This window comes from Ruegeria sp. CF2 (assembly GCF_056537385.1).
The window spans coordinates 453,467-468,593 of record NZ_JBQFRL010000002.1 but is presented as its reverse complement, the minus strand read 5'-3'; the positions used below and the strand labels follow the sequence as shown (position 1 = coordinate 468,593).

The following is a 15,127-nucleotide window of genomic DNA, read 5'->3' as shown; positions in this document are numbered from 1 at the left end:
TGAGCCGAGCGGCTCAGGAGGGGGTTGCCCCCCTTTCGGCCCCGGCCCTCGACAAAGAGCAGACGCCATGACCCAACTTCCCCAATCCACCGAGCGAAAAATGGGCCTGGTCATTGACCTGGATACTTGCGTCGGCTGTCATGCCTGCGTGATCTCCTGCAAGGGCTGGAACACCGAGAACTACGGCGCCCCCCTGTCCGATCAGGACGCCTATGGCGCCAACCCCTCGGGCACATTCCTGAACCGGGTGCACTCCTACGAGGTGCAGCCGGCCGAAGGTGCCGCCCAGCTGATCCATTTCCCGAAATCCTGCCTGCATTGCGAGGATGCGCCCTGCGTCACCGTCTGCCCCACCGGCGCCAGTTACAAGCGGGTCGAGGACGGGATCGTGCTGGTCAACGAAAGCGACTGCATCGGCTGTGGCCTGTGCGCCTGGGCCTGCCCCTATGGCGCGCGCGAACTGGACGCCGCAGAGGGTGTCATGAAGAAATGCACCCTTTGCGTTGACCGCATCTACAACGACAACCTGCCCGAGGAAGACCGCGTTCCCGCCTGCGTGCGGACCTGCCCCGCGGGGGCCCGCCATTTCGGTGACTTGGGCGACCCCGACAGCGCGGTCAGCCAACTGGTGGCCGAGCGCGGCGGAATGGATCTGATGCCCGAAATGGGCACCAAACCGGTCAACAAATACCTGCCACCCCGCCCCAAGGATACAGTCGAAGAGCAGATCGACATCCTGGCGCCCCTGCTGGCGCCGATCGCCGACGAGCCGAAGGGCTTCCTTGGCTGGCTGGACAAGGCATTGGAGAAGCTCTGACATGCATCCCGCACCTTCCGTCATCCTGTTCACCACCCTGTCGGGGCTGGGCTTCGGCCTGCTGTTTTTCCTGGGCCTCGGCTTTCCGAATGTCTCGGGCTGGGTGGCCTTCGTGTTCTTCGCCATCGCCTATGCGCTGTCCGTGGGTGGTCTCATGGCCTCGACCTTTCACCTCGGCCACCCCGAGCGCGCGCTCAAGGCGTTCACCCAATGGAAGACAAGCTGGCTCAGCCGCGAGGGCTGGTGCGCAGTTCTGGCCCTTTTGGTCATGGGGCTCTATGCGATCGGCGTGATCTTTCTGGACCAACGCTGGTCCGGTCTGGGTCTGATCGGTTCGCTGCTCTCATTGGCGACCGTATTCACGACCTCGATGATCTACACGCAACTCAAGACGATCCCGCGGTGGAACCTGACACTGACGCCTGTGATGTTTCTGAGCTTCAGCGTGGCCGGCGGCGCGCTTTTGGCGGGGCAGACCGCATTTGCGATCCCGCTGCTGTTGATCGCCGCGCTGGTTCAGATTCTGTACTGGCGTTCGGGCGATCAGGCCTTGGCCAACTCGGGAACCAATCTTGGTACGGCAACTGGTCTTGGCGACAGAGGTTCTGTCCGCGCGTTTGAACCGCCGCATACAGGAACCAACTATCTGCTGCGCGAATTCGTTCACGTTGTCGGACGCAAACACGCAGACAAGCTGCGGGCCATTTCCTTTGCTTTGGCCTTCGTGGTTCCCGTCGGTCTGTTGATCCTGCCGTTCAACCACCTGGTCGGAGCGCTGGCGGTGCTGTCTCATATGGCGGGTATCGCAACTTCGCGCTGGCTTTTCTTTGCCCAGGCCGAACATGTGGTCGGGCTGTACTACGGCAAGCGCTAAGTCGCTCAGCAGGCAAGCAAAGGGCGGTGCCGGTTCTCCCGGACACCGCCCTTTTTCTTTCGGAACAAGCCTGATCAGATCAGGCCAGCATGCTCCATCGCGGCATCAATCGCGGCCTTTGTGCTGTCTTCCAGCGTCGTCAGCGGCGACCGCACTTCTTCGGTGCAGCGTCCCAGTTTGCTGAGCGCGTATTTCGCACCCACCAGGCCCGGTTCGATGAATATGGCCTCGTGCAGCGGCATCAACCGATCCTGATACTCCAGCGCCGTCGCATAGTCGCCCGACAGGGTCGCCTGCTGGAACTCGGCGCACAGCTTGGGGGCCACGTTCGCGGTGACCGAGATGCAGCCGACGCCACCATGAGCGTTGAAACCGAGGGCCGTCGCGTCCTCACCCGAAAGCTGGCAGAAGTCTTTGCCGCAGGCAGCGCGCTGCTGGCTTACGCGGGCAAGATCCCCCGTGGCGTCCTTGACACCGATGATCCGAGGCAGCTGCGCCAGCGCACCCATGGTGTCCGGGTTCATGTCGATGACCGAGCGGCCCGGAATGTTGTAGATGATGATCGGAATATCCGCACAGTCATGCAGTGCCCGAAAATGCGACAACAGGCCTTTCTGAGTCGGCTTGTTGTAGTAGGGCGTGACGACCAGGGCCGCATCCGCACCCACTTTCTGTGCGAATCGCACGAACCGGATGGCTTCGACCGTGTTGTTCGACCCGGCCCCGGCGATGACCGGCACGCGCCCCGCGGCGGCTTTGACCACCTCGGCCACTACGGTTTCGTGTTCCTCGTGGCTCAGCGTCGGGCTCTCGCCGGTCGTGCCGACGGGCACGAGACCGGTCGACCCTTCGGCAATTTGCCATTCCACCAATTGTTTGAGCGTATCCAAGTCCAACTCGCCGTTGCGGAACGGGGTGACGAGAGCTGGCATCGAGCCTTTGAACATGGAACGCTCCTTGAGGTTCAATCGTGTGATGCGCGCCGCGGGCCGACACGAATTTAGGTTTCTTGAGTTGATCCCGGCGGCGCAAGGTTTATCCTGAATGGCTGTATCCTCGGTTGGTCGGGAAATGCAAGGGATGACACGGATTCTGTCGCTGATCGCGACGATGATTCTAGCTTTGACGCTTCAAACTCAGGTCGTGCGGGCCGATGCGGTTTCCGATCTTCGGGCCGCAATGTCCGAAATGCGCAAAGGCGACTGGAACGCCGCCTTGCGCGTGGCCGGCACCCGCGGCTCGGTCGCGCGCGACATCATCGTGTGGCACTGGCTGCGCCAAGGGTTCGGCAGCTCTGGCGATGTTCTGGTCTTTCTGGACCGGCGGCCCGATTGGCCGGGCCTTGCCTGGCTGCGCCGCAAAAGCGAGCCGTCCTTTACCGGCGCGGACCCGGACCGGGTGCTGAAGTTCTACAAGGACAACCCGCCACAGACTGCCGAAGGAGCTCTGAACTATGCCGTGGCACTGAAGGCCAAAGGCCGAACCGGTGAGGCCGAGGCGGATATCGTCACTGCCTGGCGGACGATGCCGATGGGCTCGGGCTTGCAGCAGGACTACGTTCAGAACTTCGGGTCACTGCTGAAACCGCATCACGAGGCTCGTCTGGACCGAATGCTGTGGGATGGTCATCTGATCAGCTCGGCCCAGATGCTGCCGCTGGTCAGCGAAGACTACCGCAAACTGGCCGAAGCGCGGATCGCCCTGCAAAAGCGCCAACCCGGCGTGGATGGCAAGGTTGCCGCCGTTCCGAAGGCGCTTGCCGATGATCCGGGGCTGGCCTTTGACCGGTTCGTATGGCGGGACCGCAAAGAGCTGGACGACAGCGCCATTGATCTGATGCTGGCGCGCTCGACCAGCCCGCAGGCACTGGGCGAACCCGACATGTGGGCCGAAGGGCGACGCAGGCTGGCTCGGCTGGAAATGCGTCAGGGTGATGCGAACCGGGCCTATGCCATCGCCGCCAATCACCACATGACACCCGAGATGGGGTATGGTTATGCCGACCTCGAGTGGCTGTCGGGTTTCCTGGCTTTGCGCAAGCTGAACGACCCGGCCACGGCCGTTCGGCATTTCCAGAACTTTCTGGGGGCTGTGAAGTCTCCGATCTCGATGGGTCGGGGCGGGTATTGGTTGGGCCGGGCCTACGCCGCAACCGGAAACGCCGAGAAAGCCTACGAGGCTTATGCAATCGGCGCCGACTATCAGACCTCGTTCTATGGTCTGTTGGCTGCAGAACAGATCGGACGGCCATTTGACAGCGACCTGGCCAACCCGCGCCGGGCGCCCCATTGGAAACAAGCCGAGTTCGCCAAGTCCAGTGTGCTTGAGGCGGGGCTGCTGCTGATACGAGCTGGTGAGCCGGAATTGGGCGAACGGTTCCTGACGCACCTGGTCGAGAGCCTGGATCCGGTGCAGGCCGGCCAGCTGGGTGATCTGGCGGTCGAGTTGAAGGAGCCGCATCTGGCGGTGATGATCGCCAAACGGGCCGCGACGAATGGAGTCGTATTGCCCGCGGCGTATTATCCAGTCCATCCCGTTGCGGATATCGGATTGCCAATGGCCAAGGAAATGACCCTGGCCATCGCCCGCCGCGAAAGCGAATTCGACCCGGTCGTGATCAGCGGTGCCGGCGCGCGCGGCCTGATGCAGGTGATGCCTGCGACCGCCAAGCTGGTCGCGCAGGAACTTGGCATTCTCAGCGGCCATCAGACGGGACGTTTGACCTCGGATTGGCGATACAACGCCAAACTGGGGGCAAACTATCTGGCCGGGCTGGCTGCTGAATTCAACGGCAACGTCGTGATGATGGCCGCAGGTTACAATGCCGGCCCCAATCGCCCGAAATCATGGATGGACCGCTACGGCGACCCGCGGACCGGCGCGGTGGATATCGTCGACTGGATCGAGACGATCCCCTTCAACGAGACCCGCAACTATGTGATGCGGGTGACCGAGAGCCTGCCTGTTTACCGCGCAAGGCTGGGCAAACCCGCGCTGCCGATCCCCTTCTCGCAGGAGTTGGTCGGATCAACCCTGTCTGCGTTCGCGCCATAGGGTGAACAGACCCGCCGCTACCACCAGCCCCGCCCCCGCGATCACCGCGGGGCGCAGGGTCTCGTCAAAGATCGTGATGCCCAGGATTGCGCTCCACATCAGGTGGAAATAGGCAAAGGGCTGTACGGCGCTGGCCTCGGCCATCTCGTAGCACTTGATCAGCAGCCAATGCCCCAGAACGCCGGTAATGCACAGCAGCCCCATCCAGAACCAATCCCGCGGCACCATCGGCTCCCAGAACCACAGGCCGATGCAGGTCATGACCAATGCTCCGACGATCCCGGTCCAGAAGAAACTGGTTGCGGTGCTGTCCTGACGCGCAGCATAGCGGGTCAACAGACCATAGAACGCAAACATCAGCGCCGAGATCAGAGGGATCACTGCCCACGGATTGAAAACACCCATGCCGGGCTGCAGAATGATCAGCACGCCAACGCATCCGACCCCGATGGCCGACCAGCGCCGCCAGCCGACCTTCTCGCCCAGCACAGGGCCGCTGAGCGCGGCGACCAGAAGCGGATAACAGATGAACACCGCCTGGCTCTCGATCAGACCGAGAATGGTAAAGCCGTAGACGGCGACGCAGATCTCGCCGGCAAGCAGCAGGCCGCGCAAGATCTGCAGGCCCGGTTGCCGCGTCCGGGCGGCGGCTACCAGACCACCGGGTGCACGCGCCGCCAAGGCAATCACGAAAGCCGCAAAGAACCAGTATCGCAGCATGACCACCATGTAGGTGTTGTACGTGCCGGCCAGATGGCGCGAGATGCCGTCCTGCAGCGCAAACACGATCGTGGCCGCGATCATCAGCGCAATACCCGCCCGCACGTTGTTTGTCTGGGTCATGCCTTGGTCGCCCGCATCATGTGCCGTTTGCGGCCGTATCCCGGCGCGCGGGATACCGAAAACCCGGCATCCTGCAACCCACGCCGCACGAACCCGGCTGCGGTGTAGGTGGCAGCCGTCCCTTCGGGCGCTGTATGGACCGCCACTTGCCGCATCAGTTCCGGCTGCCACAGCTCAGGGTTCTTGGCGGGCGAGAATCCATCCAGGAACCAGGCATCGGCGAGCCCGTCCCAAAGGGGCAGCGTCTGGCGGGCGTCACCTTCGATCACGGTCAGACGCAGCGTGTCCAAATCACATCCGCCACCCTGCCATCGGTCAAGGAACCGGTCGGCCCAGGGCGCCAGCTCGGGAAAGGCCGCAAGCGCGCGGTTCATATCGGCAGGGGCCATCGGAAAGGCTTCGAAACTGGTGAACGTCAGCGGACCCGATTGCCCGGACTTCTCCCATTCCGACCAAGCGGTCAGCATGTTCAGTCCGGTTCCGAACCCCAGCTCGGCGATGTGAAAACCGGGGGCAAAGCGCGCGGGCAGATCGTTGCCCTGCAAAAAGACATGACGGGTCTCCTCCAGCCCGTTCTGAAGGCTGAAATAGGGGTCGTCGAAACGATCAGAAACAGGGACTGTCTCATCCCTCCACGACAATTTGGCGCGCTGGTCTGCCATCGGGAATTCCTGTAGCTAAGCGGTGCGACACTGAACAAGGAAAAGGGGATTGGCAATGGTCGATGTGACGATCCGCGGGGCTGGGATATTCGGCCTGTCCATCGCCTGGACCTGTGCGCGACGTGGCGCCAGGGTCCGGGTCGTCGATCCTTACGGCGCGGGTTCAGGGTCCAGCGGTGGGCTGGTGGGTGCCCTTGCCCCGCACGTTCCGGAAAACTGGAACGACAAGAAAGCATTTCAATTCGAAAGCCTGCTGATGGCCGAACCGTTCTGGCGACAGGTGGAAGCCACCGGCGGCGTTTCGCCCGGCTATGCGCGTCTGGGGCGGATCCAGCCCATCAACGACCCAAAGAGCCTCGACCTGGCGCATCAGCGTGCGGCCTCGGCCCGCGACCTTTGGCAGGGTCGGGCTGAATGGACCGTGGTCGAGGCGCGCTCGGTCGGATCATGGTGCCCGCCCAGCGCAACGGGTTTCGTCATCCACGATACGTTGAGTGCACGCATGCATCCACGCCGGGCCTGCGCAGCGCTGGTGGCCGCGCTGGCCGTGATGGGGGTTGAGGTCGTGCCCGAGGCCCCGGACACCGGGGCAGTCATTCATGCGACCGGGGTGTCCGGCCTGTTGGAACTGTCCGATGCTTTCGGCAAGGCGGTCGGAAACGGGGTCAAGGGACAGGCGGCACTGCTGCGGTTCGACGCGGGCCAGGTGCCGCAGCTGTTTGCGGAGTCGATCCATTTCGTGCCCCACGCCGACGGGACACTGGCCATCGGCTCGACGTCCGAGCGGGACTATGACGACCCGACCGGCACCGATGCTGCGCTTGACGATGTGATCCAGCGCGCGTTGCAGGCGGTTCCTGTTCTACACGGCGCGGAGGTGATCGAGCGTTGGGCCGGAGTCCGCCCCCGCAGCAAGAGCCGAGCGCCAATGCTGGGCGCACACCCGCTGCACAAGGGTCAGTTCATTGCCAATGGCGGCTTCAAGATCGGGTTCGGCATGGCCCCAAAGGTAGCCGAGGTCATGGCAGACCTTGTACTGAACGGACAGGATTCGATCCCCGAAGCCTTCCGCCCCGAGGCGTCACTGTGACCGTGGAAGGGCCACGGCCTGCATGCACTGCCGACCGTCCGGACCGCGGACCCAAAAATCGTTCCCGTTTCGGCACAGCGTGGCAGGCTCGAAATGCATCAGCGGAGAGGACGCGCGAAAGGAAAACTCGGCCAGCGGCCCCATGAGATCAGTGGCGAGCAGCATCAGGTGCTGCGCCAGAAGCGGTCCATGAACCACCAGCCCGGCATAGCCTTCGACATCGCGGGCATAGTCAAGGTCATAGTGGATGCGGTGGCCATTGAAAGTCAGCGCCGAGTACCGAAACAGCAGCGTGGTGTCGAACGCGACCTGGCGCAGGTCTGTTTCGTCCGTCCGGGCAACCGGGGCCGCTGGTTTTGGTGCATCGGCCGACGGATCCTCGCGATAGACAAGGTCCTGCCATTCGGTCAGGCACAGCGTGTCGTCCTGCCAGATTTCGTGCTTGAGGGTCACAAACCCCAAGGGCCCAGTCCGTCCGGTCTTGGTGCTTACATTGCTCAAGGTCGAGCGGCGTTCCGCTGGTGTGCCAGCGATCAGCGGAGCGGCGAACCGCAGTCGCCCACCGGCCCACATCCGACGCGGAAGACCCAGGTCGGGTACCAGCCCTCGGCCCACCGCGGGATGGCCGTCGCGCCCCAAGTCCCCGGGCGGGCGCGGTGACCAGAAATACAGCTGGTGAAAGAACGGCGGCAGCGACGTGCCCATACCGATCGAAGGTGCCTGCCCCAACGCCACCTGAAACGCCGCCGCCCGGGCAGGGTCCATCACGTCATGTTGAATTTCCGAGGAAACTTGATCCGTCATGGGCGCACCCTAAGCAGGCCCGGCCAGCCCGACAAGGCTCAGAAACCTGCTTCGGCCCGCAGCTTCTCCATCAACTGGCCCAGCGTCCGTTCGTACCGGTCGCTGCGCAACCGACCTGCATCGTCGAACTCGTTCGAGCTGTCGGCCAGATGAATTTCGGGGCCCTGAAGGATGCGCGGCTGAAACGGCACCATGAAAGACCGCAGGATCATCTGCGCCCGTTCGCCTCCGGCCCGGCCCGCCGCTGCTGACATCACCGCAACCGGTTTGTCGGCCCAGGGATTACCCTTGGTCCGGCTGACCCAGTCCAGCGCGTTCTTCAGAACGCCTGACGGCCCCTTGTTGTATTCCGGAGTGGAAATGACCACCGCATGGGCACTGGCGATCTGATCCGCCATGATCTGAACTTCGGCCGGGACCCCCTCGGCCTCCTCAGCATCTCCATCATAGAGCGGTAGGTTCAGATCAGCTTCGATGAACGTTCCCGCGCCGAACAGGCGCGCCGCTTCGCGGATCAGGCGTCGATTGGTGGCGTTCTGCCGCAACGAGCCGGACAGGCCCAGAAGGATCGGTTCGGACATCAGGATATCTCCGTCATGTGTTTCGGCTGCAGTTTAGTCATCCCGACCGCAAACCATAGCCCGCCTGACGCGCAGTCAATGTGCAAAAAGAAAGGGGCCGCTCGCGGCGGCCCCCGGCGGTTTGCTGTTGATCGGCTCAGGCGTTGCCGCTTGGCACGATCACGATCTCGACCCGGCGGTTCTGCGCCTTGCCCTCGGGCGTCAGGTTCGAGGCGATCGGTTGGTTTTCACCGCGGCCGATCGTGGCGATACGCGCATAGCTGACGCCATTGGCCTGCAGAACATCCGCCACCGAATTGGCGCGGCGTTCGGACAGGATCTGATTGTAGCCGGCTTCACCATCGCTGTCGGTGTGCCCGATGATCTGTACGTTCGAGTTGGGATAGTTCACCAGGTTTTGCCCCACGCGGACCAGATCCGCTCTCAGCGCAGGCCGGACCGTGGCGCTGTCGGTATCGAAGGTAATGTCATTCGGAACCGTGACGATCAGCCGGTCTCCGGCGTTGACGATCGTGATACCGTCATTGGCCAGTTGCTGACGCAGTTCGGCTGCCTGCCGGTCCAACTGGTTGCCGATCAACCCGCCGCCGGCAGCACCAATGGCCGCACCGGAAACGGCACCCAGCCCAGGGTTCGAGTCATTGGCGATGGCGCCAACACCGGCGCCAATCAGACCGCCCAGCAACGCTCCCTGCTTGGCGTTCTGGTTCGGGTCGTCCTGAACCCGCAATGTACCGGGGTCGGTACAGGCCCCCAGCACAAATGCGGCGCTCAGCCCGACCGGCAGCAAGAATCTGGAAATTTTCATGGGTTCACCTTCTGCTCCTGCACCCGTTTTTCCGGGTTACGTGTTTGACGTGATTATAGCACGCCTGACACAAACAGGCTCAAGCGACAAAAACGTGAGATCGGCGAATACCCGCCGCCCCGAAGGCGCTCAGAAATCCGGCAACGCGCGAAATTTCATCGATATGCCATCCTCAGGGTGTTTGACGCGCAATTCCTCGGAATGAAGCATCAGCCTGGGGAAATCGCGCGCTGGTCCTTCGGCATAGAACGGGTCGCCCAGGATCGGATGGCCCAGTGCCTGCATGTGGACCCGCAACTGGTGCGAGCGACCGGTTTTTGGAAACAGGCGAACGCGGGTGGTGTCCCCGTCGTACCGGACGACCCGCCAATCCGTGACCGCCGGCTTTCCGGTCTCGTGGCACACCATCTGGCGCGGCCTGTTGGGCCAATCCACGATCAACGGCAAGTCTACCGTGCCGGTTTTGGGTTCCAGCCGGCCCCACACGCGGGCGACGTAGGTTTTTCGTGTCTGCCGGTTTTCGAATTGCTGCCCCAGATACCGTTGAGCGTGCGGTGTCTGGGCAAAGATCATGACGCCTGAGGTATCGCGGTCCAACCGGTGGACCAGCAAGGCCTGCGGAAATGCGGCCTGCACACGGACCAGCAGACAATCGGCCAGGTGCTCTCCACGGCCGGGCACCGACAGCAGGCCCGCCGGCTTGTTCACCACGATCACCTGCGCATCCTCGTGCAGCACGTCCAGCGGCGTTTTGGGGGGATCATAGGTATCGCTCATGCGCGCTGCCTATCGCAGGGCGCCGCCTCTCGCAACGTCGTCCTTGCGAAGAGAAGGCTTCTCGGCAACTCTCGCGCCAGGCAGAGGAGATGACATGCAACCGACGATCGAACGAATGCAGGAAGTGGTCGCCAAGGGCGACGAGAGCCTGATCCATGAATTGCTGGCCGAAGACGTGCAGTTCCTTCCGCCGACCTACTACAGCACCTGGACAGGCCGCGCCCCGGTGGCGGCGGTATTGGGTCATGTTGGACAGGTTTTTTCCGAGTTTCGCTACCGCCGGATCATGGGCGATGGCAAAGACTGGGCATTGGAGTTTCAATGCAAGGTGGGTGAACTGGACGCGGTTGGCGTTGACCTGATCACGCTCAACGACGACGGGCTGATTCAGACATTCGAAGTCGCCATGCGTCCCTACAAGACCGTTGGCGCCCTGCGCGAGGCCATGATGGCGCGCGTCATGAAAGACCCCCGGTTCCTGGAATTTCGTAACGCTTTGAGCTGAGCCATCCGTGCCCATTGCCGCCGATCAGCTTCTGAGAGTTCCGCTGCTGCCGGTGCTGGCGGCACAGGCTCTGCTGGTGCGGCGAAGGGCCGTGGGGCTGCCCGAACCTGCTGGTGCGCGTGAGGGCCGGCAAGGCCGCGGGCCGAGACTGCGCCTGCTGATCGCCGGCGACAGTTCAGCCGCAGGTGTTGGGGCAGGCACTCAGGAACAGGCGCTGTCGGGCCAGTTGGTTAAACTGCTCGGCCGCCAGTTCAGCGTGGAGTGGCGCCTTGTTGCAACGACCGGCCACACGACCGGTGACACGATCGAAGACCTGCGCAGGATCGAAGGCCAGTTTGACGCGGCTGTTACGGCCTTGGGCGTCAACGACGTCACCCGAGCCGTGACCTGCAACCGGTTCAAACGGCAGCAGGCAGAGTTGATGCGCTTGCTTACCGTCGATCTGGGCGTGCGGACTGTGATCGTGACGGGCGTCCCGCAGATGGATCGGTTCCCGGCCTTGCCACAGCCCTTGGCATGGGTTCTGGGCCGGCAATCCGCGCGCCTTGACGAAGGGCTGAGAGAGGTGATCGCGAGCTTTCCACAGGCCCGGCATCTGGCACTGCACCTGCCCGACGATCCGGCCTTGGCCGCTGTGGACGGCTATCACCCAAGCCCCAAAGCCTATCGCCTTTGGGCAGAGCAGGCCGCGCGAATGATCCTCGATCAGGTCTGACCGCGCACCTGACGGATCATGGGCACTGAATAGACAACCAGTGCGACCCAGATCAGCGGAAAGGCAATCATGCGCCCGCGGTCGATCTGCTCACCAAACAGCGTGATCGCCGTGATGAATATCATGGTCGGCGCGATGTACTGCAGGATGCCCATGGTCGAAAGTCGCACCAGCTTGGCCCCGTTGGCATAGACCAGCAGCGGAACGGCGGTCACGATACCTGCCCCGGCCAACAGCATGGTATCCGTTGCGGCGCCTCCAAAATGTCCGGAGCCCTGCACGCCCAACCAGGTTACGTAAGCCAGCGCGGGAACCAACAGAATCAGAACCTCAAGCAGGAATCCCTGGTTTGGTCCGATGGGCAACGAGCGCTTGAAGAACGCGTAGAATCCCCAGCTGACCATCAACCCCAGCGCCGCCCATGGCAGACGGCCGGCCTCGACCACCAGAACCAGAACGCCCAAGGCGGCAAGCCCCACGGCAATCAACTGTGTTCGGGTCAGGGACTCGCGCAGCATGATCGCTCCCAGCGCTATGCTGAACAGCGGGTTGATATAATACCCCAGCGCCGCGTCCAGAGCGTTGCCACTGGCGATCGCCCAGACGTAGATAGCCCAGTTCACTGAAATCAGGGCCGCCGTCAGGCATGCCATTCCCAACATGCGCGGATCGCGCAGCGCCGCCTTCAGATCACCCGTTCGCCCCAGCGCCACCAGCAACAGCCCGGCCACCGGTACCGACCAGATGATGCGATGCGCCACGATTTCGACGGGACCGATATGCGCCATTGCCTTCATGTAGAGCGGCAGAAAACCCCAAAGGACATACGCCGTAACAGCCAGCGCAAGGCCTTTTGGCGAATCCGTGTTCTGGGCTTGGGTCGGGCGCTCGGCCATGAATGGTCTCCAGCTGATACCCCCCGTCTTTAGGCAAAGTCCTTTGCCATTGAAACTCAGAAAAGCTTGAAGACGCCCATAACGAATTGTGATGGGTCGGCAGCCCTGTGGTCAGGGGTGCGACCGGCGGAACCATGTTCGGCTCTGCATTGTTTTTCGCTAAAGTCTTGGCCAGATGGAGGCCTCGTCAAGAACCTCCATCCGTCACTATGCAATTGCGTGGGAGCAACGCCCCCAACCCGCCATCAGACCTTCACACGTTCGGATTTCGGATCGTACATGGGTTTGAACGACGCCTCGGCGCGGACCTTAACTCCACAGACGTCAATCTCGTATGTCGAGGACAGCACGTCGGCCGCGCTTTCGCCCTTGCAGGGGACATAACCCATGCCGATCGCGCCACCCAAAGTGTGGCCATAGTTTCCTGAGCTGATGTAACCCACATATTCGCCATCGCGGATAATCGGTTCGTTGTGGAACAGCAGCGGTTCAGGGTCGGTCAGCTTGAATTGCACCAGCCGGCTGTGGGGGCCGCTGTCCTTGCGGGCAATCACCGCATCTCGGCCAATGAAATCACATCCCTTGTCTACCTTGACGGCAAAGCCGAGACCGGCGTCCACAACGTGATCTTCGCAGGTGATGTCATGGCCGAAGTGACGGAAGCCCTTTTCGATCCGGCAGCTGTCCATCATGTGCATGCCGCACAGCTTCAGGCCCATGTCCTGCCCAGCCTCGTGCAGCGTTTCGAAAACGTGGCCGGCCATATCCGACGACACGTAGACCTCCCACCCAAGTTCGCCCACATAGGTCACGCGGTGAACGCGTGCCAGGCCCATTCCGATCTCGATTTCCTGCGCGGTGCCGAATGGGTTTGCCGTGTTCGAGAAGTTGTTGGGCGAAACTTTTTCAAGCAAGGTCCGCGCGTTGGGGCCCATCACCGCCAGAACGCCTTCGCCGGCCGTGACATCGGTGATGACCACATTGAAATTGCCCGAATGACGCATCATCCACGTCTGGTCGGCCAGTCGCGTCGCCGCCGGGGTCACGACCAGATAGGCGGTCTCGGAAAGGCGGGTCACGGTCACGTCTGCCTCGATCCCGCCATGCCGGTTCAAGAATTGGGTGTAGACGATTTTGCCGTTTGGAACCGCGTAGTCGCCGCCACCGATATAGTTCATGAAAGCCTGGGCATCGGGGCCTTCGACCCGAATTTTTCCGAACGAGGACATGTCATACATGCCCACGTTCTCGCGCACTGCGCGGTGTTCGGCGGCCGAGTTCTCGAACCAGTTCTGGCGCTTCCAGCTGTAGCGGTATTCGCGTTCCTGCCCCTCATTGGCAAACCAGTTCGCGCGCTCCCAGCCGGCCAGCTCGCCAAAGACGGCGCCGTGTTCCTTGAGGTAGTGGTGGAACGGCGTCCGGCGCACGCCGCGCGCCGTGGCCTTTTGCCGATAGGGGTAGTGGTCGGCATAGAGCAGGCCCAGCGTTTCCTTGGACCGCTCGAATAGATACTGCTTGTTGCCCTGGAATGGCTGCATCCGGCTGATGTCTACGTCGCCCAGGTCAAAGGGTTTTTCACCCGAGTCCATCCATTCCGCCAGCGCCATTCCCGCGCCGCCCGCAGACTGGATCCCGATCGAGTTGAACCCGGCGGCGACCCAGACATTGTCCATCTCGGGCGCAAGGCCAAGGTGATAGGCGTCGTCGGGAGTGAAGGATTCCGGCCCGTTGAAGAAGGTATGGATGCCCGCCTCGGCCAGCATCGGCATGCGGTTGCAGGCGGCCTCGAGGATCGGTTCGAAATGGTCGAAATCCTCGGGCAGTTGGTCGAACTCGAAACTGTCGGGGATGCCGTCCATCGCCCAGGGCTTGGCGTTGGGCTCGAAGGCGCCCAGCAGGATTTTCCCGGCGTCCTCCTTGTAATAGGCGCATTCGTCCGGCACCCGCAGAACCGGAAGCTGGGTCAGGCCGTCGATGCCCTCTGTCACGATGTAGAAATGCTCGCAGGCATGCAGCGGAACGTTCACGCCCGCCATGCGCCCCACCTGATGCCCCCACATGCCGGCGCAGTTGACCACCATGTCACACTCGATATGGCCCGAGGCGCTGCCATCATCCGCCACCCAGTCGACGCCGGTAACTTTGCGGCCCTGCTTTGCGATCTCGGTGACCTTGACCCGTTCCTTGACGACGGCGCCGCGCTGACGGGCACCCTTGGCCAGCGCCAGCGCGATATTGGCCGGGTCGCCCTGGCCGTCCAGCGGCAGATAGACGGCGCCCTTGACCCCATCCAGATTCAGATGCGGATAAAGCTCGGCCACCCGCTCGTTCGAGATCTCTTCGACCTCAACCCCGAAGGCGCGGGCCATGGCGGCCTGGCGATAGATCTCTTCCTTACGCTCATCCGTCAGCGCCACGGTGATCGAGCCGCAGCGTTTGAAGCCGGTGGCGACGCCGGTTTCCTCCTCGAGCGCGCCATAGAGTTCCTGGCTGTATTTCGCCAGTTTGGTCATGTTCGCGGTGGCGCGCAGTTGGGCGATCAGGCCAGCCGCGTGCCAGGTCGTGCCACTGGTCAGCTGCTTGCGCTCCAGCAGAACAACGTCGCTCCAACCTTTCTTGGTCAGGTGATAGGCCACCGAGGATCCGATCACACCGCCACCGATGATCACCACGCGGGCCTTGCTGGGAAGATCAACCATTC

At 62.6% G+C, this 15,127-nt stretch carries 15 protein-coding genes; 6 read left to right on the top strand and 9 right to left on the bottom strand.

Features of this window, described 5'->3' with window-relative positions; all coding sequences use genetic code 11:
- Positions 1-67: 67 nt before the first annotated feature.
- Positions 68-817, top strand: a complete 750-nt coding sequence (locus ACR0IR_RS13330; RefSeq protein ID WP_170364301.1) for a 4Fe-4S dicluster domain-containing protein — start codon at positions 68-70, stop codon at positions 815-817.
- A gap of 1 nt (position 818) precedes the next feature.
- Entirely contained in the window at positions 819-1,691 is an 873-nt protein-coding gene (locus ACR0IR_RS13325) for a dimethyl sulfoxide reductase anchor subunit family protein (protein ID WP_170364299.1), read from the top strand.
- Positions 1,692-1,765: 74 nt separating this feature from the next.
- On the opposite strand, the gene dapA is transcribed toward ACR0IR_RS13325, so the two are convergent.
- On the bottom strand, positions 1,766-2,638 hold the full coding sequence (gene dapA, locus ACR0IR_RS13320) for a 4-hydroxy-tetrahydrodipicolinate synthase (protein WP_170360872.1): 873 nt from the start codon (positions 2,636-2,638) through the stop codon (positions 1,766-1,768).
- 133 nt (positions 2,639-2,771) lie between these two features.
- Here dapA and ACR0IR_RS13315 point away from each other — a divergent pair, with 133 nt between their 5' ends.
- Entirely contained in the window at positions 2,772-4,745 is a 1,974-nt protein-coding gene (locus ACR0IR_RS13315; protein ID WP_170364298.1) for a lytic transglycosylase domain-containing protein, read from the top strand.
- Here ACR0IR_RS13315 and ACR0IR_RS13310 read toward each other — a convergent pair.
- Positions 4,719-5,588: a DMT family transporter gene (locus ACR0IR_RS13310; protein ID WP_170364297.1), complete on the bottom strand. Its 870-nt coding sequence runs from the start codon at positions 5,586-5,588 to the stop codon at positions 4,719-4,721. The genes ACR0IR_RS13315 and ACR0IR_RS13310 overlap by 27 nt on opposite strands.
- Entirely contained in the window at positions 5,585-6,250 is a 666-nt protein-coding gene (gene mnmC2, locus ACR0IR_RS13305) for a tRNA (5-methylaminomethyl-2-thiouridine)(34)-methyltransferase MnmC2 (protein ID WP_170364296.1), read from the bottom strand. Before mnmC2 ends, ACR0IR_RS13310 begins: the two co-directional genes overlap by 4 nt.
- A gap of 55 nt (positions 6,251-6,305) precedes the next feature.
- On the opposite strand from mnmC2, the gene ACR0IR_RS13300 reads away from it, so the two are divergent.
- Complete coding sequence (locus ACR0IR_RS13300) at positions 6,306-7,340, top strand: NAD(P)/FAD-dependent oxidoreductase (protein ID WP_170364295.1); 1,035 nt, start codon at positions 6,306-6,308, stop codon at positions 7,338-7,340.
- Here ACR0IR_RS13300 and ACR0IR_RS13295 read toward each other — a convergent pair.
- The 4 genes from ACR0IR_RS13295 to ACR0IR_RS13280 form a co-directional block, all read right to left on the bottom strand.
- Positions 7,332-8,144 (bottom strand): HTD2 family dehydratase, encoded by an 813-nt coding sequence (locus ACR0IR_RS13295; RefSeq protein WP_170364294.1) that lies wholly within the window; start codon positions 8,142-8,144, stop codon positions 7,332-7,334. The genes ACR0IR_RS13300 and ACR0IR_RS13295 overlap by 9 nt on opposite strands.
- Positions 8,145-8,182: 38 nt before the next feature.
- A complete protein-coding gene (locus ACR0IR_RS13290) occupies positions 8,183-8,725 on the bottom strand; it encodes an NADPH-dependent FMN reductase (protein WP_170364293.1) in 543 nt (180 codons plus the stop codon).
- 136 nt (positions 8,726-8,861) lie between these two features.
- Positions 8,862-9,533, bottom strand: coding sequence for a YiaD family glycine zipper/OmpA-like lipoprotein (locus ACR0IR_RS13285; RefSeq protein WP_480779125.1), 672 nt, complete (start codon positions 9,531-9,533; stop codon positions 8,862-8,864).
- Between the two features lie 129 nt (positions 9,534-9,662).
- Complete coding sequence (locus ACR0IR_RS13280; protein WP_170364291.1) at positions 9,663-10,310, bottom strand: RluA family pseudouridine synthase; 648 nt, start codon at positions 10,308-10,310, stop codon at positions 9,663-9,665.
- A gap of 94 nt (positions 10,311-10,404) precedes the next feature.
- Here ACR0IR_RS13280 and ACR0IR_RS13275 point away from each other — a divergent pair, with 94 nt between their 5' ends.
- Together ACR0IR_RS13275 and ACR0IR_RS13270 are read left to right on the top strand one after the other, a co-directional pair.
- On the top strand, positions 10,405-10,815 hold the full coding sequence (locus ACR0IR_RS13275; protein ID WP_170364290.1) for a nuclear transport factor 2 family protein: 411 nt from the start codon (positions 10,405-10,407) through the stop codon (positions 10,813-10,815).
- A gap of 7 nt (positions 10,816-10,822) precedes the next feature.
- Positions 10,823-11,530: an SGNH/GDSL hydrolase family protein gene (locus ACR0IR_RS13270; protein WP_367647674.1), complete on the top strand. Its 708-nt coding sequence runs from the start codon at positions 10,823-10,825 to the stop codon at positions 11,528-11,530.
- On the opposite strand, the gene rarD is transcribed toward ACR0IR_RS13270, so the two are convergent.
- Positions 11,521-12,426, bottom strand: a complete 906-nt coding sequence (gene rarD, locus ACR0IR_RS13265; RefSeq protein WP_170364289.1) for an EamA family transporter RarD — start codon at positions 12,424-12,426, stop codon at positions 11,521-11,523. The two genes, ACR0IR_RS13270 and rarD, sit on opposite strands and share 10 nt — an antisense overlap.
- A gap of 245 nt (positions 12,427-12,671) precedes the next feature.
- Entirely contained in the window at positions 12,672-15,125 is a 2,454-nt protein-coding gene (locus tag ACR0IR_RS13260) for a GcvT family protein (RefSeq protein ID WP_170364287.1), read from the bottom strand.
- Positions 15,126-15,127 lie beyond the last annotated feature (2 nt).